Source organism: Leclercia sp. Marseille-Q4284 (assembly GCF_916618945.1).
GTDB lineage: Bacteria > Pseudomonadota > Gammaproteobacteria > Enterobacterales > Enterobacteriaceae > Enterobacter > Enterobacter tamurae.
The window spans coordinates 842,874-867,597 of sequence record NZ_CAKAKG010000001.1 but is presented as its reverse complement, the minus strand read 5'-3'; the positions used below and the strand labels follow the sequence as shown (position 1 = coordinate 867,597).

At 58.2% G+C, this 24,724-nt stretch carries 19 protein-coding genes; 8 read left to right on the top strand and 11 right to left on the bottom strand.

Features of this window, described 5'->3' with window-relative positions; translation table 11 throughout:
- Positions 1 to 107: 107 nt before the first annotated feature.
- The gene (gene gyrA / locus LG383_RS03985; protein WP_106995398.1) at positions 108 to 2,744 is read right to left on the bottom strand and encodes a DNA topoisomerase (ATP-hydrolyzing) subunit A; all 2,637 of its coding nucleotides are present in this window, start codon (positions 2,742 to 2,744) and stop codon (positions 108 to 110) included.
- A gap of 132 nt (positions 2,745 to 2,876) precedes the next feature.
- On the opposite strand from gyrA, the gene ubiG reads away from it, so the two are divergent.
- The 4 genes from ubiG (at position 2,877) to yfaE (ending at position 7,691) form a co-directional block, all read left to right on the top strand.
- Complete coding sequence (gene ubiG / locus LG383_RS03980) at positions 2,877 to 3,605, top strand: bifunctional 2-polyprenyl-6-hydroxyphenol methylase/3-demethylubiquinol 3-O-methyltransferase UbiG (protein ID WP_106995399.1); 729 nt, start codon at positions 2,877 to 2,879, stop codon at positions 3,603 to 3,605.
- Between the two features lie 334 nt (positions 3,606 to 3,939).
- Positions 3,940 to 6,225: a class 1a ribonucleoside-diphosphate reductase subunit alpha gene (gene nrdA, locus LG383_RS03975; protein WP_225758373.1), complete on the top strand. Its 2,286-nt coding sequence runs from the start codon at positions 3,940 to 3,942 to the stop codon at positions 6,223 to 6,225.
- A gap of 81 nt (positions 6,226 to 6,306) precedes the next feature.
- Entirely contained in the window at positions 6,307 to 7,437 is a 1,131-nt protein-coding gene (gene nrdB, locus LG383_RS03970) for a class Ia ribonucleoside-diphosphate reductase subunit beta (RefSeq protein ID WP_106995401.1), read from the top strand.
- Entirely contained in the window at positions 7,437 to 7,691 is a 255-nt protein-coding gene (gene yfaE, locus LG383_RS03965; protein ID WP_106995402.1) for a class I ribonucleotide reductase maintenance protein YfaE, read from the top strand. The genes nrdB and yfaE overlap by 1 nt, the downstream gene beginning before the upstream one ends.
- 23 nt (positions 7,692 to 7,714) lie before the next feature.
- Here yfaE and glpQ read toward each other — a convergent pair whose 3' ends face one another.
- Positions 7,715 to 8,767, bottom strand: a complete 1,053-nt coding sequence (gene glpQ, locus LG383_RS03960) for a glycerophosphodiester phosphodiesterase (protein WP_225758372.1) — start codon at positions 8,765 to 8,767, stop codon at positions 7,715 to 7,717.
- A gap of 11 nt (positions 8,768 to 8,778) precedes the next feature.
- Positions 8,779 to 10,131, bottom strand: coding sequence for a glycerol-3-phosphate transporter (gene glpT, locus LG383_RS03955; protein ID WP_106995404.1), 1,353 nt, complete (start codon positions 10,129 to 10,131; stop codon positions 8,779 to 8,781).
- A gap of 256 nt (positions 10,132 to 10,387) precedes the next feature.
- On the opposite strand from glpT, the gene glpA reads away from it, so the two are divergent.
- The 3 genes from glpA to glpC are packed head-to-tail and all read left to right on the top strand — an operon-like array spanning position 10,388 to position 14,410.
- Complete coding sequence (glpA, locus tag LG383_RS03950) at positions 10,388 to 12,016, top strand: anaerobic glycerol-3-phosphate dehydrogenase subunit A (RefSeq protein ID WP_225758371.1); 1,629 nt, start codon at positions 10,388 to 10,390, stop codon at positions 12,014 to 12,016.
- Complete coding sequence (gene glpB / locus LG383_RS03945; RefSeq protein ID WP_225758370.1) at positions 12,006 to 13,223, top strand: glycerol-3-phosphate dehydrogenase subunit GlpB; 1,218 nt, start codon at positions 12,006 to 12,008, stop codon at positions 13,221 to 13,223. The genes glpA and glpB overlap by 11 nt, the downstream gene beginning before the upstream one ends.
- Positions 13,220 to 14,410, top strand: a complete 1,191-nt coding sequence (gene glpC, locus LG383_RS03940) for an anaerobic glycerol-3-phosphate dehydrogenase subunit GlpC (protein WP_225758369.1) — start codon at positions 13,220 to 13,222, stop codon at positions 14,408 to 14,410. Before glpB ends, glpC begins: the two co-directional genes overlap by 4 nt.
- A 30-nt stretch (positions 14,411 to 14,440) precedes the next feature.
- Here glpC and LG383_RS03935 read toward each other — a convergent pair whose 3' ends face one another.
- Together LG383_RS03935 and LG383_RS03930 are read right to left on the bottom strand one after the other, a co-directional pair.
- A complete protein-coding gene (locus LG383_RS03935; RefSeq protein WP_225758368.1) occupies positions 14,441 to 15,640 on the bottom strand; it encodes a nicotinamide mononucleotide deamidase-related protein YfaY in 1,200 nt (399 codons plus the stop codon).
- 93 nt (positions 15,641 to 15,733) lie between these two features.
- Positions 15,734 to 16,276, bottom strand: coding sequence for a YfaZ family outer membrane protein (locus tag LG383_RS03930; protein WP_225758367.1), 543 nt, complete (start codon positions 16,274 to 16,276; stop codon positions 15,734 to 15,736).
- A gap of 270 nt (positions 16,277 to 16,546) precedes the next feature.
- On the opposite strand from LG383_RS03930, the gene LG383_RS03925 reads away from it, so the two are divergent.
- Complete coding sequence (locus tag LG383_RS03925; protein ID WP_225758366.1) at positions 16,547 to 17,995, top strand: catalase; 1,449 nt, start codon at positions 16,547 to 16,549, stop codon at positions 17,993 to 17,995.
- 41 nt (positions 17,996 to 18,036) lie between these two features.
- Here LG383_RS03925 and LG383_RS03920 read toward each other — a convergent pair whose 3' ends face one another.
- The 6 genes from LG383_RS03920 to menD all read right to left on the bottom strand — a co-directional run bounded on the left by LG383_RS03920 (position 18,037) and on the right by menD (position 24,689).
- Positions 18,037 to 18,969, bottom strand: coding sequence for an Rpn family recombination-promoting nuclease/putative transposase (locus LG383_RS03920; RefSeq protein ID WP_225758365.1), 933 nt, complete (start codon positions 18,967 to 18,969; stop codon positions 18,037 to 18,039).
- A 93-nt stretch (positions 18,970 to 19,062) separates the two neighbouring features.
- Positions 19,063 to 20,430, bottom strand: a complete 1,368-nt coding sequence (gene menE, locus LG383_RS03915) for an o-succinylbenzoate--CoA ligase (protein ID WP_225758364.1) — start codon at positions 20,428 to 20,430, stop codon at positions 19,063 to 19,065.
- Positions 20,427 to 21,392: an o-succinylbenzoate synthase gene (menC, locus tag LG383_RS03910; RefSeq protein WP_225758363.1), complete on the bottom strand. Its 966-nt coding sequence runs from the start codon at positions 21,390 to 21,392 to the stop codon at positions 20,427 to 20,429. The genes menE and menC overlap by 4 nt, the downstream gene beginning before the upstream one ends.
- The gene (menB, locus tag LG383_RS03905) at positions 21,392 to 22,249 is read right to left on the bottom strand and encodes a 1,4-dihydroxy-2-naphthoyl-CoA synthase (protein WP_225758362.1); all 858 of its coding nucleotides are present in this window, start codon (positions 22,247 to 22,249) and stop codon (positions 21,392 to 21,394) included. The genes menC and menB overlap by 1 nt, the downstream gene beginning before the upstream one ends.
- Complete coding sequence (menH, locus tag LG383_RS03900) at positions 22,246 to 23,022, bottom strand: 2-succinyl-6-hydroxy-2,4-cyclohexadiene-1-carboxylate synthase (RefSeq protein ID WP_225758361.1); 777 nt, start codon at positions 23,020 to 23,022, stop codon at positions 22,246 to 22,248. The genes menB and menH overlap by 4 nt, the downstream gene beginning before the upstream one ends.
- Positions 23,019 to 24,689: a 2-succinyl-5-enolpyruvyl-6-hydroxy-3-cyclohexene-1-carboxylic-acid synthase gene (gene menD / locus LG383_RS03895; protein ID WP_225758360.1), complete on the bottom strand. Its 1,671-nt coding sequence runs from the start codon at positions 24,687 to 24,689 to the stop codon at positions 23,019 to 23,021. The genes menH and menD overlap by 4 nt, the downstream gene beginning before the upstream one ends.
- Positions 24,690 to 24,724: the final 35 nt, after the last annotated feature.

The following is a 24,724-nucleotide window of genomic DNA, read 5'->3' as shown; positions in this document are numbered from 1 at the left end:
GGCTTAAGGTAGCGGTAAACGCGCGCGGTCGCAATGTTCGGTTGTCTGCAATTGCGTGTGCTACAAAAGAAAAGGGCCGGAAACCGGCCCTTTATCGTCAGGAGACGTTACTCTTCAGCATCATCCGCTGCATCGTCGTCGGTGTCCGCTTCCGGTGCGATCTCATCGTCACCTTCTGCGACGCTGCCGTCGATGGAGTCGAGCTCTTCGTCATCCACCGGCTCAGCGACGCGCTGCAGACCCACTACGTTTTCATCTTCCGCAGTACGGATGAGGATAACGCCCTGGGTGTTACGGCCCACCACGCTGATCTCAGACACACGGGTACGCACCAGCGTACCGGCATCGGTGATCATCATGATCTGGTCAGCATCATCAACCTGGACCGCGCCAACAACGGAGCCGTTACGCTCGGTCACTTTGATCGAGATAACGCCCTGAGTACCGCGGGACTTGGTTGGATACTCGTCCTGGGCGGTACGTTTACCGTAGCCGTTCTGCGTGACGGTCAGGATTGCACCTTCGCCACGTGGAACAATCAGGGAAACCACGCTGTCTTCGCCCGCCAGTTTGATGCCGCGAACGCCGGTCGCGGTACGACCCATGGCGCGCACGGCGCTCTCTTTAAAGCGCACCACTTTACCGGCGGCAGAGAACAGCATCACTTCGTCGGAACCGGAGGTCAGATCCACACCAATCAGTTCATCGCCTTCGTTCAGGTTGACGGCAATGATACCGGCAGAACGTGGACGGCTGAACTCGGTCAGAGCGGTCTTCTTCACCGTACCGCTGGCGGTCGCCATAAAGACGTTCACGCCCTCTTCGTACTCACGTACCGGCAGGATTGCGGTAATACGTTCGTTCGCTTCCAGCGGCAGCAGGTTAACGATCGGACGACCACGCGCGCCACGGCTCGCTTCCGGCAGCTGATAAACCTTCATCCAGTACAGACGACCCCGGCTGGAGAAGCAGAGGATGGTGTCATGGGTGTTGGCCACCAGCAGGCGGTCGATAAAGTCTTCTTCTTTAATACGTGCTGCAGATTTGCCTTTACCACCACGACGTTGTGCTTCGTAGTCGGTCAGCGGCTGATATTTCACATAGCCCTGATGAGACAGGGTGACCACCACGTCTTCGCGGTTGATCAGATCTTCAATGTTGATATCAGAACTGTTGGCAGTGATTTCAGTGCGACGCTCATCGCCAAACTGATCGCGGGCCAGCTCCAGCTCCTCACGGATCACTTCCATCAGACGATCGGCGCTGCCAAGGATATGCAGCAGCTCGGCAATCTGTTCCAGCAGCTCTTTGTACTCGTCGAGCAGTTTTTCGTGCTCAAGGCCGGTCAGTTTCTGCAGACGCAGATCCAGAATCGCCTGAGCCTGCTGTTCGGTCAGGTAATACTGACCATCACGTACGCCAAACTCTGGCTCCAGCCACTCCGGACGCGCAGCGTCATCGCCCGCACGTTCCAGCATCGCAGAGACATTCCCCAGCGCCCATGGCTGAGCCACTAAACCTGCTTTCGCTTCGGCAGGCGTTGGTGCACGACGGATCAGCTCGATGATCGGATCGATGTTCGCCAGCGCAACCGCCAGAGCTTCAAGGATGTGTGCACGATCGCGAGCTTTACGCAGTTCGAAAATGGTACGACGGGTCACCACTTCACGGCGGTGACGGACGAACGCGCTCAGGATATCTTTCAGGTTCATGATCTTCGGCTGACCATGGTGCAACGCCACCATGTTGATGCCGAAGGAGACCTGAAGCTGGGTCAGGGAGTAGAGGTTGTTAAGAACCACTTCCCCTACCGCGTCACGTTTGATCTCAATCACGACGCGCATGCCGTCTTTATCAGACTCATCACGCAGCGCGCTGATCCCTTCAATACGCTTCTCTTTAACCAGCTCGGCAATCTTCTCGATCAGGCGCGCTTTGTTCACCTGATACGGGATTTCGTGGACGATGATGGTCTCACGGCCGGTTTTGGCGTCCGCTTCCACTTCAGCGCGGGCGCGAATATAGATCTTGCCGCGACCGGTACGGTACGCTTCTTCAATGCCGCGACGGCCATTAATGATGGCGGCGGTCGGGAAGTCCGGACCCGGGATGTGTTCCATCAGCCCTTCAATGCTGATCTCTTCATCGTCGATATAGGCCAGGCAGCCGTTGATCACTTCCGTGATGTTGTGCGGCGGAATGTTGGTCGCCATACCTACGGCGATACCGGATGCACCGTTTACCAGCAGGTTAGGGATCTTGGTTGGCATCACATCCGGAATGCGCTCGGTGCCATCGTAGTTATCGACGAAATCAACGGTCTCTTTTTCCAGATCGGCCATCAGCTCATGGGCGATTTTCGACATACGGATTTCCGTATAACGCATCGCCGCGGCGGAGTCGCCGTCGACTGAACCGAAGTTACCCTGACCATCAACCAGCATGTAACGCAATGAGAATGGCTGCGCCATACGGACGATGGTGTCATAAACTGCTGTATCACCATGCGGGTGATATTTACCGATTACGTCACCAACGACACGGGCAGATTTTTTGTAGGCTTTATTCCAGTCATTGCCCAATACGTTCATGGCGTATAGTACGCGACGGTGTACCGGCTTAAGTCCATCGCGGACATCCGGCAGCGCACGGCCAACAATGACCGACATCGCATAATCCAGATAGGAGCTCTTCAGCTCTTCCTCGATGTTAACCGGTGTAATTTCTCTCGCAAGGTCGCTCATCTAACCGCTATCCCTCTACTGTATCCCGGATTCAAAGGTCGGAAATTATAACACACCCGCTTAGGTTTAAACTAATTTGCTTTGTTATCCTGATATACTTCCTCGTCTTTAAATTACGGAGTAAAAGCGTCCATGAATGCGGAAAAATCCCCGGTGGCTCCCAACGTTGACCAGGAAGAGATCGCCAAATTCGAAGCCGTCGCCTCGCGCTGGTGGGATCTTGAAGGTGAGTTTAAACCCCTGCACCGCATTAACCCCCTGCGTCTGGGCTATATCGCAGAGCGTTCCGGCGGCCTGTTCGGTAAAAAAGTGCTCGATGTAGGCTGCGGCGGCGGCATCCTGGCAGAGAGCATGGCGCGCGAAGGCGCTACCGTGACCGGCCTGGATATGGGCTTCGAGCCGCTACAGGTGGCGCGACTGCATGCGCTGGAAAGCGGTGTTCAGGTGGAGTACGTGCAGGAAACCGTCGAAGAGCACGCGGCGAAACATGCCCATCAGTATGACGTCGTCACCTGCATGGAGATGCTGGAGCACGTTCCCGACCCGCAATCGGTAGTAAAAGCCTGTGCGGCACTGGTGAAACCGGGCGGCCAGGTGTTCTTCTCCACCATCAACCGCAACGGCAAGGCGTGGCTGATGGCAGTAGTCGGCGCGGAATACGTGCTGCGGATGGTGCCAAAGGGCACGCACGACGTGAAAAAATTCATCAAACCCGCCGAATTGCTGGGCTGGGTCGATGGCACCTGGCTGAAAGAGCAGCACATCACCGGGCTGCATTACAATCCCCTGACCGACAAGTTCAAACTGGCACCGGGCGTGGACGTTAACTACATGCTCCATACCACTGCAAAAAAAGAGTAAGGTTAGCCACTCTTTTTCTGATGAATGCGCAACCCTCAGTTGCGCATTTTTTAAGACCCGTTGAAGAAATCAGCAGTCGATCAAATTTTCATTTTTTTTTCTACATTATTGACATCACGTCCAGGCCTTACGGCACGAGGACTTACGCTTTTTTACCCTTTCACAACCTGAATTTAACCTCAAAATCAACTCTTGTGCTGAAAAGAATCCTTACTAGAATACTCACCATCTTGCGTTATGCTTAACGCACAACCCCTATATATAGTATTTATCCACAGAGGTCTGTGGATAAGCGGGGGATATTTTCATTTTTCACGGACAGGTAAAAACCCACATGAATCAGAGTCTGCTGGTGACAAAGCGCGACGGTGCTACCGAGCGTATCAATCTGGACAAAATCCATCGTGTTCTCGACTGGGCAGCAGAAGGACTGAACAACGTATCTATTTCTCAGGTGGAACTGCGATCTCACATCCAGTTCTATGACGGCATCAAAACGTCTGATATCCACGAAACCATTATCAAAGCTGCGGCGGATCTGATCTCCCGCGAAGCACCGGATTATCAGTACCTCGCTGCCCGTCTGGCCATTTTCCACCTGCGTAAAAAAGCTTACGGCCAGTTTGAGCCGCCAGCGTTGTTCGATCATGTGGTGAAGATGGTAGAGCTGGGCAAATACGACACGCATCTGCTGGAAGACTACACGGAAGAAGAGTTCAAGCAGATGGACGGGTTTATCGATCACTGGCGTGATATGAACTTCTCCTACGCCGCGGTGAAGCAGCTGGAAGGTAAATACCTGGTCCAGAACCGTGTGACCGGCGAAATCTACGAGAGCGCCCAGTTCCTCTACATTCTGGTTGCCGCCTGCCTGTTCTCTGGCTATCCGCGCGATACCCGTCTGGAATACGTGAAGCGTTTCTACGATGCGGTGTCCACGTTCAAAATTTCTCTGCCAACGCCGATCATGTCCGGCGTGCGCACCCCAACCCGCCAGTTCAGCTCCTGCGTGCTGATCGAGTGCGGCGACAGCCTGGACTCTATTAACGCCACCTCCAGCGCCATTGTGAAATACGTTTCCCAGCGCGCCGGTATCGGCATCAACGCCGGTCGCATTCGTGCCCTGGGTAGCCCGATCCGCGGCGGTGAAGCGTTCCACACCGGCTGTATCCCGTTCTACAAACACTTCCAGACCGCAGTCAAATCCTGCTCCCAGGGCGGCGTGCGCGGTGGTGCAGCGACCCTGTTCTACCCGATGTGGCATCTGGAAGTTGAAAGCCTGCTGGTCCTGAAAAACAACCGTGGCGTGGAAGGTAACCGCGTGCGTCACATGGACTACGGCGTACAGATCAACAAGCTGATGTACACCCGTCTGCTGAAAGGTGGCGACATCACCCTGTTCAGCCCGTCCGACGTCCCGGGCCTGTACGACGCTTTCTTTGCCGATCAGGATGAGTTCGAGCGCCTGTACGTTCAGTACGAGCAGGACGACAGTATTCGTAAGCAGCGCGTGAAGGCGGTTGAACTGTTCTCCCTGATGATGCAGGAGCGCGCCTCGACCGGCCGTATCTACATCCAGAACGTCGACCACTGCAACACCCACAGCCCGTTCGATCCGGTCGTTGCCCCAGTGCGCCAGTCCAACCTGTGCCTGGAGATCGCCCTGCCGACCAAACCGCTGGAAGATGTGAACGACGAAAACGGCGAGATCGCCCTGTGTACGCTCTCCGCGTTCAACCTGGGTGCGATTAACAGCCTCGACGAGCTGGAAGAGCTGGCAGTGCTGGCGGTCCGTGCCCTGGATGCGCTGCTGGATTATCAGGATTACCCAATCCCGGCGGCCAAACGTGGTGCGATGGGTCGTCGTACCCTCGGCATCGGTGTGATCAACTATGCCTACTGGCTGGCGAAAAACGGCAAGCGTTATTCCGACGGCAGCGCCAACAATCTGACGCACCAGACCTTCGAAGCCATTCAGTATTACCTGCTGAAAGCCTCCAACGATCTGGCCATTGAGCAAGGCGCCTGCCCGTGGTTCAACGAAACCACCTACGCCAAAGGCATTCTGCCGATCGACACCTACAAGAAAGACCTGGACGCGATCGCCAACGAGCCGCTGCATCTTGACTGGGAAGCTCTGCGCGAATCCATTAAGACTCACGGCCTGCGTAACTCCACGCTCTCTGCCCTGATGCCGTCCGAGACCTCCTCGCAGATCTCCAACGCCACCAATGGCATCGAGCCGCCGCGCGGCCACGTCAGCATCAAAGCGTCGAAAGACGGGATCCTGCGCCAGGTGGTGCCGGACTACGAGCTGCTGAAAAACAACTACGAGCTGCTGTGGGAGATGCCAAATAACGACGGCTACCTGCAGCTGGTGGGCATCATGCAGAAGTTTATCGACCAGTCGATCTCTGCCAACACCAACTACGATCCGTCACGCTTCCCGTCCGGAAAAGTGCCGATGCAGCAGCTGCTGAAAGACCTGCTTACCGCCTATAAATTTGGCGTGAAGACCCTGTACTATCAAAACACCCGTGACGGTGCGGAAGATGCGCAGGACGATATGGCCCCGTCCATTCAGGATGATGGCTGCGAAAGCGGCGCATGTAAGATTTAATGTAAATGCCGGGTGGCGCTACGCTTACCCGGCCTACGATTTTGTTTGCCCGATCTACAAAATCTCTCACAGGACACACTCATGGCATACACCACCTTTTCACAGACGAAAAACGACCAGCTCAAAGAGCCGATGTTCTTCGGCCAGCCGGTCAACGTGGCACGCTACGATCAGCAAAAATATGACATCTTCGAAAAGCTGATTGAAAAGCAACTCTCCTTCTTCTGGCGTCCGGAAGAAGTTGACGTTTCCCGCGATCGCATCGACTTCCAGGCGCTGCCGGAGCATGAAAAGCACATCTTCCTCAGCAATCTGAAGTATCAGACGCTGCTGGACTCCATCCAGGGTCGTAGCCCGAACGTGGCGCTGCTGCCGCTGATCTCCATCCCGGAGCTGGAAACCTGGGTTGAGACCTGGGCCTTCTCCGAGACGATCCACTCCCGCTCCTACACCCACATCATCCGTAACATCGTCAACGATCCGGCGATTGTGTTCGATGATATCGTCACCAACGATCAGATCCTGAAGCGCGCGCAGGGCATTGCGCACTTCTATGATGACCTGATTGAGATGACCAGCTACTGGCATCTGCTGGGTGAAGGCACCCACAGCGTGAACGGCAAAACCGTCACCGTAAACCTGCGTGAGCTGAAGAAGAAACTCTACCTGTGCCTGATGAGCGTTAACGCTCTTGAAGCGATCCGTTTCTACGTCAGCTTCGCCTGCTCCTTCGCCTTCGCGGAACGCGAGTTGATGGAAGGCAATGCCAAAATCATCCGTCTGATCGCCCGGGATGAAGCCCTGCACCTGACCGGCACCCAGCATATGCTGAACCTGCTGCGCAGCGGCGTGGACGATCCGGAGATGGCTGAGATTGCAGAAGAGTGCAAGCAGGAGAGCTATGACCTGTTTGTGCAGGCGGCGCAGCAGGAGAAAGAGTGGGCAGAATACCTGTTCCAGGGCGGCTCGATGATCGGCCTGAACAAAGATATTCTCTGCCAGTACGTCGAGTACATCACCAACATACGCATGCAGGCGGTGGGTCTTGACCTGCCGTTCCAGACCCGCTCCAACCCAATCCCGTGGATCAACACCTGGCTGGTGTCCGATAACGTCCAGGTGGCGCCGCAGGAAGTGGAAGTGAGCTCCTACCTGGTCGGTCAGATTGACTCCGAAGTCAACACCGATGATTTGAGCGACTTCCAGCTCTGATGAGCCGCGTGACGCTTCGCCTGACTGGCACAGAACTCCTGTGCCAGGAAGAACACCCTTCCCTGCTTATTGCACTGGAATCCCACCGGATTGCAGTTGAATACCAGTGCCGTGAAGGCTACTGCGGCTCCTGCCGCTGCCGCCTGGTGACCGGCCAGGTTGACTGGATCACCGAGCCGCTGGCCTTCATCAACGAAGGGGAAATTTTGCCCTGCTGCTGTAGGGCAAAAGGCGATATTGAGATCGAGATGTAAAAAAGGGCCTTCCGGCCCTTTTTTTATTTTAAGAACGTCACCGCTTTATCCGGGAAATCTGTAAACAATCCGTCCACACCCGCCTGGTTGTACAACACCTCATAAAGCTGATTCACATCCGTCGCATATTCCGGCAACTGGTCCGCGCGCACCGTATAAGGATGGACCTGCATCTTGCTGGCATGCGCCTCTTTCACCATCGTCGTCAACTTCACGTGGCCCGGCGTGGAACCCTCTGCCACCAGCATGTGGTAATCCGGCCCGATGCCGTCGGCATACTGCGCAATCTGCTTCATCGCACCCGGTTTGAACATCCAGTCGTAGCTGTAGTTCACCCACGTCCCGTCCGGCTGCTTCTCCTGGGTTTCATTCCAGTTAGTGTAAGCAATCAGCTGCACCAGATTGAGATCCATCCCCATCTTCGGCTCCAGCTCGGTTTTGATGCGCTTCAGCTCAGCGGCGTCAAAACACTGCAGATACACCTTGTCCTTCTTGCTGGTGTAGCCATAGTGTTTCAGCACCTCCAGCGTTTTCGCGGCAATGTCTTTCCCTTCCTGGTGGTGGAACCACGGCGCTTTGATTTCCGGATAGATACCGATATTTTTACCGGTTGAGTGGTTCAGCCCCTGAACAAACTCAATCTCTTCCTGGAAGGTATGGATGCGGAAGTCAGATTTTCCCATCGGGAAACGTCCCGGATAAACCTGCACCTTCTTGCCATTTTCAATCTCGAAACCTTCGGTAAACTTCAGGGAACGGATCTCCGCCAGGGTAAAATCAATGGCGTAGAACCGGCCATCCTGGCGCGCACGGTCCGGGAAACGCTCCGCCACGTCCGTCACGCGATCAAGATAGTGGTCATGCAGGACGACCAGCTGGTCGTCCTTCGTCATCACCAGATCCTGCTCCAGATAATCCGCGCCCTGTGCATAGGCCATCGCTTTCGCCGGTAGCGTATGCTCCGGCAGATAGCCGCTGGCACCGCGATGGGCGATAACGATTTTATCCGCCGCCAGCGCGGACCCTGTCATCAGGCCCGCCAGCAGCAGACCGGTTGTTAAGTGAGATAATTTCATGGCAATGTTCCTTATTGACGACGTGCCAGCACTTCCGCGTGATGACGTTTCTCACCGATCATCACGACAATCAGCAGCAGTACCGCCAGTACGCTACCGCCGATCATCACCATAAATCCGCCGTCCCAGCCGAAGAAGTCAACGGTATAGCCCACGATGGCGCTCGCCGCGACCGAACCGCCCAGATAGCCGAACAGACCGGTAAAGCCTGCCGCCGTGCCTGCCGCTTTTTTCGGTGCCAGCTCCAGGGCATGCAGGCCGATCAGCATAACCGGACCATAAATCAGGAAGCCGATGACGATCATGCAGGCCATATCCACACCCGGGTTGCCCGGCGGGTTGAGCCAGTACACGACGGTGGCGATGGTCACCAGGGTCATAAAGAAGACGCCCGTCGCACCGCGGTTACCTTTGAACACCTTGTCCGACATCCAGCCGCAAATCAGCGTGCCCGGGATCCCGGCGTATTCATACAGGAAGTAGGCCCAGGATGATTTATCCAGCGTGAAGTGCTTCACCTCTTTCAGGTAGGTCGGGGACCAGTCCAGAATGCCGTAGCGCAGCAGGTAAACGAACACGTTCGCCACCGCGATGTACCACAGCAGTTTGTTGGGCAGCACATACTTCATGAAGATCTGTTTTGCCGTCAGCTCTTCTTCGTGCTTCTCACTGTAATCATCCGGATAGTCATTTTTGTACTCTTCAATCGGCGGCAGGCCGCAGGACTGTGGCGTATCGCGCATCAGCGCAAAGGCAATAATCGCCACCACGATCGCACCAAAGGCCGGCATATAAAGCGCAGCGTGCCAGTCGTTGAACCAGGCCATCCCCAGCAGGAACAGCAGAGGCGGAAGACCGCCCCCCACGTTATGCGCGCAGTTCCACACCGACACGATCCCGCCACGCTCTTTCTGCGACCACCAGTGCACCATGGTACGTCCGCATGGCGGCCATCCCATCCCCTGGAACCAGCCGCAGAGGAACAGCAGGACGAACATGACGGCAATGCTGGAGGTTGCCCACGGCACAAAGCCCATAAACAGCATGACCGCTGCCGCCAGGATCAGACCGGCAGGCAGGAAGACGCGCGGATTCGAGCGATCGGACACTGAACCCATAATGAATTTGGAAAAACCGTAGGCGATAGAGATCCCTGACAGCGCGAACCCCAGATCGCCACGGGAAAAGCCCTGCTCCACCAGATACGGCATGGCAAGCGCAAAGTTTTTACGCACAAGATAGTACGCCGCGTACCCGAAGAAGATCCCCAGGAAGATTTGCCAACGCAGACGGCGGTATAGCGGATCAATTTCTGCCTCTGGCAGACGCGCCCGATGCGGCGCAGGTTTGAAGATACTGAGCATAACAGCCTCCGTGGCCAGGTATTGAATTTACAGGGGCTTAACTGCCCCCGACTCCAGCGAGGCCGCGATGTTAAGAAATCTCAGTGATTGTTACTGTGAATCAACGCACAGATTGTTACAGAAATATGACAGAATGCGCAAAAAAGCTCATGAAATCACGTTTCACTTTCGAATATCGCTCGTTTGTGCTCGAAATCAAACAAACCACAGTTTTAGTGTGGCTAAATGATAAAAAAACGAACACAGAGGGATGACAATGACCATTCACGATCCTCGGTTCAGCGATGTGATAATCATTGGTGGTGGCGCTACCGGCGCCGGGATCGCACGCGATTGCGCCCTTCGCGGCTTAAGCGTCACGCTTCTGGAGCGCCATGATATTGCGACAGGCGCAACCGGGCGTAACCACGGCCTGCTGCACAGCGGCGCGCGGTATGCGGTCACCGACGCTGAATCCGCGCGCGAATGTATTGCTGAAAACCAGATCCTCAGGCGTATAGCCCGCCACTGTATTGAACCGACCGACGGCCTTTTTATCACCCTTCCCGAGGATGATCTCGCCTTTCAGGACACCTTTATCACCGCCTGTCATGCAGCTGGCATTCAGGCTGAGGCTATGGACCCGGCGCTGGCGCGGCGGCTGGAACCTTCGGTTAACCCGGCGCTTATCGGCGCGGTGAAAGTCCCTGACGGCACCGTCGATCCGTTCCGCCTGACCGCCGCCAATATGCTGGACGCCCGCGAGCATGGCGCGCGTATCCTCACCGGGCACGACGTGACCGGGCTTATCCGGGAAGGTAATCGCATCTGCGGCGTGCGGGTGTTTAACACGCAATACAACGAACACGGCGAGCTGTATGCCGCCGTCGTGGTCAACGCGGCGGGGATCTGGGGGCAGCGCATTGCGGAATACGCCGACCTGTCGGTGCGCATGTTCCCGGCGAAAGGCTCGCTGCTGATCCTCGACCATCGCATCAATAACCACGTGATCAACCGCTGCCGCATACCCTCTGACGCCGATATCCTCGTCCCGGGCGATACCATTTCGTTAATAGGTACAACCTCAACCCACGTGGACTACAGCGAGATTGATTACAACCGCGTGACCGCCGAAGAGGTCGACATCCTGCTACGCGAAGGGGAAAAACTGGCCCCGGTGATGGCGCAGACGCGTATTCTGCGCGCCTACGCGGGCGTACGTCCGCTGGTCGCCAGCGACAACGACCCGAGCGGACGTAACGTCAGCCGTGGCATTGTGCTGCTCGACCATGCCGCGCGTGACGGTCTGGACGGGTTTATCACTATCACCGGTGGCAAGCTGATGACCTATCGTCTGATGGCCGAGTGGGCAACCGATGCCGTCTGCCGCAAGCTGGGCAATACCCAATCGTGCGTGACGGCAGAACAGCCTCTGCCCGGATCGCGGCAGTCCACTGAGAAAACGCTACAAAAAATCATCTCCCTCCCTGCCCCCCTGCGTGGTTCGGCTATCTATCGCCATGGCGACAGGACGCCGGCCTGGCTGGGCGAAGGGCGACTGAGCCGCAGCCTGGTATGCGAATGTGAAGCCGTTACCGCCGGGGAAGTGCAATACGCGGTGGAGAACCTGACGGTCAATAGCCTGCTCGACCTCCGTCGCCGCACCCGCGTCGGAATGGGGACCTGCCAGGGAGAGCTCTGCGCCTGTCGTGCCGCCGGGCTATTGCAACGTTTTCATACCACTACCGCCACCCAGTCGCTCGATCAGCTTAGCGCATTTTTAAACGAGCGCTGGAAGGGCATTCAGCCTGTCGCCTGGGGTGATGCCCTGCGTGAAAGCGAGTTTACCCGCTGGGTCTACCAGGGGCTTTGCGGTCTTGAAAAGGAGCAACAGGATGAAATTTGATACCGTGATTGTCGGCGGCGGGCTGGCGGGCCTGCTCTGTGGCATCAAACTGACGAGGCAGGGGCTGCGTTGCGCCATTATCACCCGGGGCCAGAGCGCCCTGCACTTCTCGTCGGGCTCTCTGGATCTGATAGACGAAGCGTACCGCGATCAACTGCCGCCAGAGCACCCCTATCACCTGACTGGCGCGCAGCATATTGACCGCTTTGCGCTGGAAGCCGAAGCGCTACTGGCGGACTGCGGCGCACGCCTGAAGGGGAGCGCCAGGCAAAATCATCAGCGCGTCACGCCGCTCGGCACCCTGCGCTCCGCCTGGCTCAGTCCGGAGGAGGTACCCGTTGCCCCGTTTAATGCCGCGCGTGTGCGGGTCGTGGGTATCAGCGGTTTTCTGGATTTTCAGCCCCATCTCGCGGCGGCGTCACTTTGCCGTCAGGGGGTTAATGCCGAAACGGCAGAGATAGAGCTGCCCGAGCTGGATATCCTGCGCGACAACCCGAGTGAGTTTCGCGCGGTGAATATCGCCCGCTTTCTTGATAACGAAGATAAATGGCCGCTGCTGTATGACGCGCTCAGGCCGCTCGGCGAAAGCTGTGACGCGCTGTTGATGCCCGCCTGCTTTGGCTTACGCGACAACCGCCTCTGGCACTGGCTATCAGATCGTCTGCCCTGCACCCTCGGTCTGCTGCCAACCCTGCCCCCTTCCGTACCCGGCATTCGCCTGCATACCCAGCTGCAGCGCAAATTTGTTGCGCAGGGTGGCGTCTGGATGGCGGGGGATGAGGTGAAGAAAATGACGCTGACGGACGGCGCGATAAGTGAAATCTGGACGCGCAACCACGATGATATTCCGCTTCGTGCCCGCTATACGGTGCTGGCAAGCGGCAGTTTCTTCAGTAACGGACTGCTGAGCAGCCGGGATGGCATCCGGGAAGCCATTATGGGGCTGGATGTGCGGCAAAGCGCCTCCCGCGCGGACTGGTATCAGAGTGATTTCTTCTCGCCGCAGCCCTGGCAACAGTTCGGCGTGATTGCCGATAATCAGCTACATCCGCAACTTGCCGGTAAGCCAGTCAGTAATCTCTTTGCCATCGGCTCGCTGCTGGGCGGATACGATCCTGTCGCCCAGGGATGCGGTGGCGGCGTCTGCGCCGTGACGGCACTGTATGTCGCAGAGCAGATTAGCCAGCGCACGGAGGCTGAACGATGAACGATACCCGTTTTGAAAGCTGCATCAAATGCACGGTGTGTACCACCGTCTGTCCGGTCAGCGGCGTAAATCCGCGCTATCCTGGTCCGAAACAGGCCGGACCGGACGGCGAGCGTTTGCGCCTGAAGGACGGCAAGCTGTACGACGAGGCGCTGAAATACTGCATTAACTGTAAACGCTGCGAGGTGGCCTGTCCGTCCGATGTCAAGATCGGCGATATCATCCAGCGCGCCCGGGCGCGCTATAGCACGCAAAAACCGTCCTTGCGGGACGCCATTCTGAGCCACACCGACCTGATGGGCAGCCTGTCGACGCCGTTTGCCCCGCTGGTGAATGCAGCGACCTCTCTCAAACCGGTGCGCCAGCTGCTGGATGCCACGCTGAAGATAGACCATCACCGCAGTCTGCCCAAATATTCTCACGGCACCTTCCGCCGCTGGTACAAGTCCGTCGCGGCGGAGCAGGCGAAGTTTACCGACCAGGTGGCCTTTTTCCACGGCTGCTATGTGAACTACAACCACCCGCAGCTGGGTAAAGATCTGCTGAAGGTGCTTAACGCCATCGGAACAGGCATTCAACTACTGAATAAAGAGAAGTGCTGCGGCGTACCGCTGATTGCCAACGGGTTTACCGATAAAGCGCGCAGGCAGGCCAGAAGCAATGTCGCGTCGCTGCGGGAAGCCATTATCGACAAAGGTATTCCGGTGCTGGCGACCTCGTCCACCTGCGCCTTCACCCTGCGCGATGAGTATCCGCATCTGCTGGACGTAGATAATACCGGCCTGCGCGAGCACATCGAGCTGGCGACACGTTACCTGTGGCGCAAACTGGATAGCGGGCAGACGTTGCCGCTGGGGAAATTGCCCCTGAAAGTGGTGTATCACACACCCTGTCATATGGAGAAAATGGGCTGGTCGCTCTATACGCTTGAACTGCTGCGGTTGATTCCGGGCCTTGAGCTGACGGTGCTGGATTCGCGCTGCTGCGGTATTGCGGGAACCTACGGCTTTAAGCGTGAAAACTACGAAACGTCACAGGCGATTGGCGCCCCGCTGTTCCGCCAGATTGAAGAGAGCGGCGCGGATATCGTGGTGACCGACTGCGAAACCTGCAAGTGGCAGATTGAGATGTCCACCCGCAAGCGCTGTGAACATCCGATTACCCTGCTGGCGAAGGCGCTGGGCTGAACGTGCCGGGGAAAGGCCCCGGCACAGGTTTTACTCAACGTACAGCGATTCGACGACGTTGATCCAGCCATGCTCGCTGGCCACCGGCTTATCGTTCAGCCAGCGGCGCAGCATGTTCAGCGCCATCATCGCGCAGACCTCCTGACGGACTGCCAGGCTGTAGCGCGTTGTGCTCATTTTCACCCGCAGGGCGTGGGTGCCTTCCGGGGTAGCCAGGGCAAAGTTGAGATGATCCTCTTCCGCACCCGACACCGCCAGTGCCAGACCGGCAAAATGTTTCACACGCCGCTCGGCCACCCAGTGGGCAGTTTGCGCCAGGGTCTCTTCCTGAGAAGGTACTACCTCGCTGGCCAGCAGTGGAGCGCTTACCCGGGAGAGCTGTAACGCCAGCAGGCCACCGGTAAATTGCTCGCTCAGGGTCAGGCTCAGCTGGCGGGCCTGTAGATGGCGGGCGATTTGCGCCGGGAGCCCTTCGGTGCCTTCGAAGATCAGGTTCTCACCCGCCACGCGCTGCACCTCAGGCCACAGGGCCAGCATGGCAGCCTTCTCGGTTGCCGGACCGGTTAATTTCAGTTCGATAATCGGCATCGAGGAGCGATAGCCCATGGTCACACCTGGCGGCAACGTCAGATGATCGAGGCTCTGGGCCAGGTCACTCTCCGAGCGGCCAAAGGTGGTGAGACGCAAACAGATTGGCGGTTCCGGTAGGGTGAAACGCTGACGCAGACGCGGCAGGATCTCTTTTTCCACCATCACCTTAAATTCAGACGGGACGCCGGGAGTGAAGAACATCAGGCAGCGATTAAGCTGAACGGCAAAGCCGCAGGCGGTGCCGACCGGATTATCAACCAGCTCCGCGCTGGCCGGAATTTCTGCCTGCTTGCGGTTGCTGGGAGCCATCACCTTGCCGCGATCGCTGAAGAACCGCTCCATATGGCTGAGCCACTCGGTGTGCAGCACCAGCGCTTCGCCTTTCGCCGTGGCGGCGGCCAGCGCGCTCAGGTCGTCGCTGGTGGGGCCGAGGCCACCGTTAACAATCAGCACATCTGCCTGTTCGCTACGCTCACGCAGAACGTTGACCAGCGCCTCCAGCGAGTCGCCCACCGTATTACGCCGCGTTAACGGTAATCCCTGCTCAAAGAAAATATCCGCCAGCCAGGCCGCATTGGTATCAGTGATTTGTCCATGCAGCACTTCATCGCCAGTGGACAGCATCTCCACGTTTATCATTGTGTTCTCCCGCATTTGTGGTGAAAACACTATAGCGCAATCGGCTGTTGGGGGAAGAGAGAAACAGGCGCGGCAGAACGCCGCGCCGGGGGATCAGAAGCCTGCGCTCACGCCCACGTACGGGCCATCGGCAATCGCGTTGTCACGGTTGCCGTCTTTGCCCGCCAGGTTCAGGTAACGGTAGCCCGCCTCAATAGTGATCGGGCGCATGATGGTCCAGCGCGCACCGGCGTTGGCCTCTTCGTAGCTATCGATACCGCTGGAGAGGGAGTCCGGGGAGTAGTAATACTCGCCAAACAGACCGAAACTGTCGCCAATTTTCCACTGCAGGCCGCCGCCTACTGCTGCCGCATAGCCTTCATCGCTGTCTTTCGGGTGGGTGTAGATACCTTTCCCGCCCACGGTGGCGAGGAACGGACCGAGAGGCACGTTCAGGCCCAGGCCAACGCTGGCCACGTCACCCTCATCGTCGTTATTGGTCCAGTTGCCGGTCGCAAACAGGCCCGACGTTTCCGTGCCAAAACCGACGCCAACATTGGTGTAGTCCTCACCGGCCTGGCCGCTGATGGAAATTGCGTTTGCTGCCGCAGAAACGAACATCAGGCCGCCAAGGCCCAGTAATGCCACTTTTTTCATTGTCGTGATCCCGCACAATTATTGAGATAAATTCCAAAAACGCGTGATTTTAACGTGAGTCGGCCAGGGATCAACGCTGAGGTGATGTAATAAAAAAATTAGATTGTAACCAGTTGATACTTACAGGTTTTAACAATGTTAAATTCTGAGAAACACTTTACGCCCGATTAGGTTGCGTCCGATCAATACCCACCCTGACTAACTTCTTTAGATTATCTTTCGCTCAAAACGGAAATTTAAAGACCAATACTCACACATCAGGGAGAAAACATGAGCAAGAAAGGTTTAACCACCGCCTCCGGCTGCCCCGTGGTTCATAACAATAATGTTGCTACGGCGGGCCCACGTGGACCAATGCTGCTGCAGGATGTCTGGTTTCTGGAAAAACTGGCGCATTTCGACCGGGAGGTGATCCCGGAACGTCGGATGCACGCCAAAGGTTCAGGCGCCTACGGTACCTTTACCGTGACCCAGGATATCACCGCCTTTAGCCGGGCGAAGCTGTTTTCCGCCGTCGGTAAAAAAACCGATCTCTTTGTGCGCTTCTCCACCGTTGCGGGTGAACGCGGCGCCGCCGATGCCGAACGCGATATCCGCGGCTTCTCCATCAAGTTTTATACCGAAGAAGGTAACTGGGATCTGGTCGGAAATAACACGCCCATCTTCTACCTGCGCGATCCGCTGAAGTTCCCGGATCTGAATCACGTGGTAAAACGCGATCCGCGTACCAACCTGCGTAATCCGACTTACAAATGGGATTTCTTCTCTCAACTGCCAGAAACGCTGCACCAGCTCACCATTGACTTCAGCGATCGCGGCCTGCCGTGCTCCTATCGCACCATGCACGGCTTTGGCAGCCACGCCTTCAGCTTTATTAACCACAACAACGAACGCTTCTGGGTGAAATTCCACCTCAAGTCCCAACAGGGGATTGCTAACCTGCAGGATGATGAAGCCAAACGCCTGGTCGCAGAAGATCGCGAGAGTTCCCAGCGCGATCTCTTTACCTCTATCGAAAAAGGCGATTTCCCACGCTGGACGTTTTACGTGCAGATCATGCCGGAAAGCGATGCTGCGAAGGTGCCGTACAACCCCTTCGATCTGACCAAAGTCTGGCCGCACGGCGACTATCCGCTGATGGAAGTGGGCGTGCTGGAGCTGAACCGTAACCCGGATAACTACTTTGCAGAAGTTGAGCAGGTGGCGATGTCGCCTGCTAACGTGGTGCCGGGGATTGGCTTCTCACCGGATCGCATGTTGCAGGGGCGTCTCTTCTCCTACGGCGATGCCCACCGCTACCGTTTAGGCGTTAACCATCATCAGATCCCGGTGAACGCCCCGCGCTGTCCGTTCCATAACTACCATCGCGACGGTGCGATGCGTGTGGATGGCAACAGCGGCAACGGTGCTACCTATGAGCCAAACAGCTTTGGCGTCTTCCAGGAACAGCCGGACTTCAGCGAGCCGCCATTGTCGCTTGAGGGTGCCGCTGACCACTGGAATCATCGTGAAGATACGGACTACTTCAGCCAGCCGCGCAAGCTGTTTGAACTGCTGAGCCCGGAAGAGCATCAGCGGATGTTTGCACGTATCGCCGGGGATATGCGGGATGTGCCGGCATTTATTCAGGCGCGCCAGATTGCCCTGTTCAGCGAGGTTCATCCTGACTACGGGGCGGGTGTTCAGGCAGCGCTGATGCGCTTAGCCGAAGAGAAGTAAAAACAGAACGGGAGCCCAGGCTCCCGTTTTCTGTTGCAGGATTAATGTCTGGCCTGCTCGACAATCTCGGGTGCCAGCCCGGTCAGTTGAGTGACAGTCTCCGGCGGCAGGCCCTTTTCCAGCATCACCTTCGCGATGCGAAGCGCCTCCTGTTCGATGCCTTCCGCTCTAACCTGACTCAGCCCCTGATTTAATCCCTGGGCCATGCCCTCTTCCCGGAGATATTGCGCAATATTCATTAACGTCTCCTTATGCTGATGATCCTTAGTCCTGTTTGCTAATGCCTGCAAAAACGCTGCGGGATCGGCGGTATGACCGGCCTTGAGAAGATAGTTGAGCAACGTTTTGAGCTGGGCGTTGCCAGTGTATCCCAGCGTCAACAGCCTGACCAGTTGCTCATGGAGTTCCAGCATGTCCCGCTGTCGGACATGCTTTTGCAGCAGTTCCAGCATCGCAATCCGGCGGTGTTCCATGATGCTTTCGTCGGGCAGGCAGGTGATGTCAATCAGGGGAAAGGGCCCGGTGTAGAGGGATTCGGCCTGCTCAGGCACCTGAAAGCCGTCGAGCCAGCGCAGCGACCAGGGATAAGGCGAGACCCGACCATGATAAAACAGCAAAGGGATCACTAGCGGCAGTTCACGATGCCCTTTGTCGAGATGTCGCTGCATGGCAGCAATCGCGTAACGCATCAGGCGAAAGGCCATATGCCGATCCGGGGAGCTTTGATGCTCGATCAGCACATAAATATACCCCTCGCCGGAAGCGGTATTAACGGACCAGAGGAGATCGGCGTAACTGAGACGAAGATCCTCTTCGACAAAGCTGCCCGACTCCAGCCGCAACGACGATAAATCACAGAGCGCGCGTAATTTTTCAGGCAAATGAATCGCTAAAAAATCACGCGCCGTTTCCGGCTGCGACAGAATATGACGAAATACCGCGTCATGCGGCGTAGGTGTTGATGGGCTGTGCATATTTTCCCTTGCGCCAGTTCCTTTCGCCGGAAAATAGCACAGCGTGCGCTGCAGGTAAGCTTGTTGATTTCCTTTCCCGAGCAGGCTCGCAAATCAACCTTTCAACGACTGATAAACCCACTGTTGCAAAGCGCGTCGGGAGATCTTAATCCCGCCATTTTTCAGTTCGGCCGGGAGGACCAGCCAGTGCACCGGCTGCTGAAAGCGTGCCAGCTTATCGCCGACCCAGTGTGGCAGTTGCGCGATATCCACTCCCGCTTCGCACTCGACGACCGCTACGGGCCGCTGTCCAAATTCGACGTCATCGAGGGGAACGACATACACCTGGCTGACCTGAGGATGAGTACCGATCACCCGCTCCAGCTCTTCCGGCTGGATCCCCTCCCCGCCGCTGAAAAAGAGGTTATCCATGCGACCGAGGATCGTCAGGCGTCCGTCCACTATCTCACCGCGATCGCGGGTGGCGAACCAGCCTTGCGCATTGGCGATGGGGACAAGCTGGCCATCACGCCAGTAGCCGCTGGCCATGCTGGCGGCCTTTAACCACACTTCCCCCTCCACCAGCTTCACTTCCCGACCCGGCAGCGGATAGCCGACATCCGCCTGGCCATCCGCCTCTTTGGCGCAGACCGTGGAGGCAAACTCCGTCAGGCCATACCCGCACCAGCTGCGTATGCCCCGGCTGGTAGCCCGCAGGGTTAACTCCCCCGGGATCGCCGCGCCACCCAGCAGTACCGCTTTTAGCGCAACCTTTTCCTCACCGTTGAGCAGGCGCCAGAGCTGCGTCGGCACCAGAGAAGCATGGGTACAGCCCTGCAGCATCTGCTCCAGAGGCTGTTTTTCACAGACGGTCAGGCGGGCGCCCGCCAGCAACCAGCGCCACAGGATCCCCTGTCCAGAGACATGGAACAGCGGCAGGGAGAGCAGCCAGTCGTCCTCCCCGGCGTAGGGCAGAAGGGCCAGCACGCCTTCAGCGCTGGCAAGGTGCGCAGCACAGGTGTGCACCGCCGCTTTCGGCAGCCCCGTCGAACCCGAAGTTAAGGTCATGGTCGCCAGTCGTTCAGGCTGCCAGGCCGCGCCAGTACTCCCCTTATGCCGATCCATTTTCAGGGCAGACAGGCTGGCATAACCGCCCTCGCCGTTAAGCACCAGCGCAAACCGCAGCGTCAGGGGCGGGAGCAGGATCTCCACCACGGAACGGGGCAGCTGCGGGTTCACCGGCAGGATCCGCGCCCCACACTGCAATAGCGCCAGCCACGCCAGCAGCGTGTCGGGATGATTATGCGCCTGCAGCATTACCCCATCCCCTTCCCTTACCCCCTGCAGGACAAAACCGCTCGCCAGCGCATCGATACGCTGGCAGAGTTCGCGCCAGGTCAGGCATTCGCCGTTAAGCCGCAGGGCTGTTTTTTCAGGATGGACAGTACACCAGTGCCGCCACGGCCAGTCGAAAAAGGTCATAGCAGCGGCTCCAGCGCCTCGCGATCCCGACACGGCAAGGTGTTGCCTGGCCAGGGCCGCAGTAACTGCGCCTGCATCAGGTTCAGGGTATCCAGGCCGGGAACGGTGCCCGGCGTGAACTGCGCGGCAATCCGCGCCAGCTGGGTCAGGCCGAGGCTCGACTCAATCGAGGAGCTGATCACCGCCGTCAGCCCGAGGGCATGAGCTGCTTCTACCTGCTCACGCACCTTCGCGATACTGCCGGTGAGGGTGGGTTTGATCACCGCCGCGCGAACGCCCGGTTGGGCAATCCATTCAAAATCGTCTTCACGCAGGCTTTCATCCCAGGCGATGGCAATTCCTGTCTCGCGGGCAAATGCCAGCGAGTCCGCCCGCGTTTTGCAGGGCTCCTCGAGAAAGGCAATGCGGTCCCGGTAGGCCGGGTTAACGTACTTCGCGAACTGCTGCGCTTTCAGCGGCGTCCAGGCGCGGTTGGCATCCAGGCGCAGACGCAGATCCGGGATAGCCTCCAGCAGCAGATTCGCCACCATCCCGTCGCGCACCGCTTCGTACAGACCCACCTTGATCTTCGCCACCTTCTCGCCCGGCATAGCGGCGAGAATGGCAAAAAGTTCGTCAGGATCCCCGGTGCAAAGCGGGGCCGCGCGATAATCCGCCTCTTCCGGCAGGGAACCGTCCAGCTCCGCCAGCGCGCAGCTGATGCCAAAGTCCACCGCAGGCAGGCCTGGCAGCAGAGGCGCTTCGCCGTCGCGCCAGGCGAGAGTCCACGCCCGCAGGGCGGCTTCGGCCTCCTCCAGCGATTCGCGGCTGAAGCCCGGCAGAGGGGAGACTTCTCCCCACCCGTGTCGATCGCCCTGCTGCAGATGAACGAACAGACCGTCGCGGGTTTTTAACCGCCGTTCGCGCAGCACCACACCCGCGTCCATCGGTAGCTGCCAGCGGTAGATCTGTACGCTGCGCATTACGGATTCCGTTTGTATTTACTGAAGTCCGGCTGACGCTTCTCGTTGAAGGCGTTGCGTCCCTCCTGACCCTCTTCGGTCATGTAGAACAGCATGGTGGCATTGCCCGCCAGCTCCTGCAGCCCGGCCTGGCCGTCGCAGTCGGCGTTCAGCGCCGCCTTCAGGCAGCGCAGCGCCATCGGACTGTTTTGCAGCATCTCACGGCACCAGCGGACGGTCTCTTTTTCCAGGTCAGCAATCGGCACCACGGTGTTAACCAGGCCCATATCCAGCGCTTCCTGAGCGTTGTACTGACGGCACAGGAACCAGATCTCACGCGCTTTTTTCTGACCGACGATGCGGGCCATGTAGGACGCTCCCCAGCCGCCGTCGAAGGAGCCGACTTTCGGGCCGGTCTGGCCGAAAATGGCGTTCTCTGCGGCAATCGTCAGGTCGCACATCATGTGCAGCACGTGACCCCCGCCGATGGAAAAGCCAGCAACCATCGCCACTACCGGTTTCGGGCAGGTGCGGATCTGGCGCTGGAAGTCGAGGACGTTCAGGTGATGTACGCCGGAGTCATCCTGGTATCCGCCGTAGTCGCCACGCACTTTCTGATCGCCCCCGGCGCAGAAGGCTTTTTCGCCTTCCCCGGTGAGAACAATCACGCCGATGTTGTCGTCGTAACGGGCATCCGACAGAGCATTGATCATCTCCTTGACGGTGACCGGACGAAACGCGTTACGCACTTCGGGACGGTTGATGGTGATTTTGGCGATCCCGTCCGCCGATTTGTGGTAACGAATGTCGGTGTAACCTTCGGAGCAGTCCTGCCATTCCACCGGTGCGTAGAGCATGTTTTCATCAGGGTAGATCATAGAGTGTCCTTTATGGGTAGACGGAGTATCTGGGCCAGACGCTCGGCCACCGCATCGGGATTTTCCCGATGGGCGTTATGTCCGGCATGGGAAATTTGATGGCCGATGGCGGGCAGTTCCCGGGCAATCGCCCTGAACTTCTCATCCCGCTCGCCATACAGATAGAAAAAAGGGGCCACGCCCTCAGCGAGCGCAGGCCGTAAATCGGGTTGTTCGGCCAGGGAAGTTGCCTGCAACATCGCGGCGAGGGTCGTGCCGTTGTTGCGGCTGCGCAGGGCCACCAGCGCCTGACGCTGCACGTCGGTTAACGACGCGAAGACCGGCTGTTGATACCAGTCGGCAAACACCGCCTCTAAGGGTTCATGGCGAAAACGCGCGGCCCAATGGGCATCTGAGGCGCGGCGGCTTGCTTTTTCCTGGTCATCTCGTAACCCCGGATGCGCCCCTTCAACAATCAGCCCCTGCAGCCCTTTTGGGCGCTGGCAGGCGTGATACATCGCAATGCGGCCGCCAAGGGAGTACCCCACCAGCCAGTAATTGAGTATGTTGTAACTAACAAGGGTGCGATTCAGCAGATCGCTCAGGTCGCTGAAACCGCTCACCGCAATGGACGCTGATTCACCGTGGCCCGGCAGATCGAGATACAGCTGGGGATAGTCACCCAGCCTCTCTCCTGCCAGCTGCCATTCACGGCGATCGCCGGAAAAGCCGTGCAGGAACACCAGCCAGGGTTTTCCTGGCGCACCAGCGCAGGGCGTCCCTTGCAGGATCATAGATGGCTTACCTGCGCCAGCAGGCTCTGCAGCATCTGCGCGCCGTCGCTGTCGTTGACCACCACTTCGATAAGCGTGGCGCGAGGTTTGCTCCACGCCGTATTCAGGGCGCTCTCCAGCTCGGCCCAGTTCGTCGGGCGCTGATAGCGGAGGCTGAACATCGCCGCGGCATGTTCAAACTGCACGTTCTGCGGCATCAGATAGAAGCGCTCCCGCTCACTCTGGGGTGTCGGCAGCAGGGAGAAAATCTGCCCGCCGTTATTGTTAATCACCAGCAGCACAAAGGGCGCCGAGGCCTGACGTAACAGCGCCAGGGCGTTGAGATCGTACAGCGCCGACAGATCGCCAACGATCGCCAGCGTCGGCCGGGCGTTGGCGCGCTGGACGCCGGCTGCGGTGGAGATCAGCCCGTCAATGCCGCTGGCGCCACGGTTACTGAACACCGGATAGCCTGCCGGCAGGCGGGAAAGCGCATCAATCAGACGCACCACCAGACTGTTGCCGACAAACAGTTGCCCCTGCTCGGGCAGATAGCGACGAATCTGGTGCGCCAGCTGCGCCTCGCCAAATTCTTCGCTGTGTTGCGCCGTCAACTGCCAGGCCTGACGGGAGAGCTCCGGGATCGCCGCGGCCCAGGGGGCACGTTTTTCCGCCGGATGCAGTTCCAGCCAGTCGGCTACATTCGACACCAGCCGACGGCCGCGATGGTGGGCTGGATCCAGCCGACCTTCCCGCGGGTCCACCAGCCAGTACTCTTCCGGCGTGCAGGTGGCCTGCCACTGCAGCAGTCGTTTCCCCGTCAGACTGCCGCCCAGCTGGACCACAATCTGCGCCTGCTCCAGCTCGGTGACGGCTTTCGCATTGCCGAGCCACAGATCGGCGCACGGCAGCGGCTGCCCGGTCTGGGAGAGCACGTCGCCAATCAGCGGCCAGCCGAGGGTTTGCGCCCACTCCGCCACCTTTTTACCTTCCGCCGCGTTCATCCTGCCCGCGAGCACTACGCCGCGTTTTTGCCGCCAGAAGAACCAGTCGCGCTGTTTAGGGCTTGAGAGTTCTGCCGGGGTGCTCAGCCAGGGTTTATCGCTCTGCCACCAGTCGCCCAGCGCCTGCTGCCAGGCAAGATCGGTTTCGTCCATTTCGCCATACAGCGGCTCGGCAAAGGGACAGTTAATGTGCAGCGCGCCCGCACGCAGGGCGCCAAGGGCGTTATCCACCGTGGAGACCAGCCAGCGGGCGGGGATATCCCGGGTGGGACGCGGCAGGGAGAGCGTTTCCGTGGGGTGAGAGGCAAAAAGCCCCGGCTGGCGAATGGCCTGGTTTGCGCCACAGTCGATCAGCTCCGGGGGACGATCCGCCGTCAGCAGGACCAGTTTTTCGCCGGTCAGCCCGGCCTCAATCAGCGCCGGATAGAGGTTCGCCACCGCCGTACCGGAGGTGACAATCACCGCCACCGGGGCGTTACTGGCTTTCGCCAGCCCCAGCGCCAGATGCCCAAGACCGCGCTCATCAAAGTGGGTGTGATGAATAAAGGCGCGGTTCTCCGCAGCAGCCAGGGTCAGCGGCGTTGAACGCGAACCGGGTGCGATGCAAACGTGCCTGACGCCATGGCGGGTCAGGGCTTCAAGGATCACCGCCGCCCAGCGCCGGTTAAAGGAACTCACTGACATGGAATTGTCCGGTATCAATATTACGACGTAGTATA

What these genes read in the sequence shown, in the direction of transcription:
- menH (WP_225758361.1), bottom strand. Translation starts at nt 23,022, where the DNA reads ATGATCCTGCAAGGGACGCCCTGCGCTGGTGCGCCAGGAAAACCCTGG.
- menD (WP_225758360.1), bottom strand. Translation starts at nt 24,689, where the DNA reads ATGTCAGTGAGTTCCTTTAACCGGCGCTGGGCGGCGGTGATCCTTGAA.
- nrdB (WP_106995401.1), top strand. Translation starts at nt 6,307, where the DNA reads ATGGCATACACCACCTTTTCACAGACGAAAAACGACCAGCTCAAAGAG.
- LG383_RS03930 (WP_225758367.1), bottom strand. Translation starts at nt 16,276, where the DNA reads ATGAAAAAAGTGGCATTACTGGGCCTTGGCGGCCTGATGTTCGTTTCT.
- LG383_RS03925 (WP_225758366.1), top strand. Translation starts at nt 16,547, where the DNA reads ATGAGCAAGAAAGGTTTAACCACCGCCTCCGGCTGCCCCGTGGTTCAT.
- glpT (WP_106995404.1), bottom strand. Translation starts at nt 10,131, where the DNA reads ATGCTCAGTATCTTCAAACCTGCGCCGCATCGGGCGCGTCTGCCAGAG.
- menE (WP_225758364.1), bottom strand. Translation starts at nt 20,430, where the DNA reads ATGACCTTTTTCGACTGGCCGTGGCGGCACTGGTGTACTGTCCATCCT.
- glpQ (WP_225758372.1), bottom strand. Translation starts at nt 8,767, where the DNA reads ATGAAATTATCTCACTTAACAACCGGTCTGCTGCTGGCGGGCCTGATG.
- gyrA (WP_106995398.1), bottom strand. Translation starts at nt 2,744, where the DNA reads ATGAGCGACCTTGCGAGAGAAATTACACCGGTTAACATCGAGGAAGAG.
- menB (WP_225758362.1), bottom strand. Translation starts at nt 22,249, where the DNA reads ATGATCTACCCTGATGAAAACATGCTCTACGCACCGGTGGAATGGCAG.
- nrdA (WP_225758373.1), top strand. Translation starts at nt 3,940, where the DNA reads ATGAATCAGAGTCTGCTGGTGACAAAGCGCGACGGTGCTACCGAGCGT.
- yfaE (WP_106995402.1), top strand. Translation starts at nt 7,437, where the DNA reads ATGAGCCGCGTGACGCTTCGCCTGACTGGCACAGAACTCCTGTGCCAG.
- glpC (WP_225758369.1), top strand. Translation starts at nt 13,220, where the DNA reads ATGAACGATACCCGTTTTGAAAGCTGCATCAAATGCACGGTGTGTACC.
- LG383_RS03920 (WP_225758365.1), bottom strand. Translation starts at nt 18,969, where the DNA reads ATGCACAGCCCATCAACACCTACGCCGCATGACGCGGTATTTCGTCAT.
- glpB (WP_225758370.1), top strand. Translation starts at nt 12,006, where the DNA reads ATGAAATTTGATACCGTGATTGTCGGCGGCGGGCTGGCGGGCCTGCTC.
- LG383_RS03935 (WP_225758368.1), bottom strand. Translation starts at nt 15,640, where the DNA reads ATGATAAACGTGGAGATGCTGTCCACTGGCGATGAAGTGCTGCATGGA.
- glpA (WP_225758371.1), top strand. Translation starts at nt 10,388, where the DNA reads ATGACCATTCACGATCCTCGGTTCAGCGATGTGATAATCATTGGTGGT.
- ubiG (WP_106995399.1), top strand. Translation starts at nt 2,877, where the DNA reads ATGAATGCGGAAAAATCCCCGGTGGCTCCCAACGTTGACCAGGAAGAG.
- menC (WP_225758363.1), bottom strand. Translation starts at nt 21,392, where the DNA reads ATGCGCAGCGTACAGATCTACCGCTGGCAGCTACCGATGGACGCGGGT.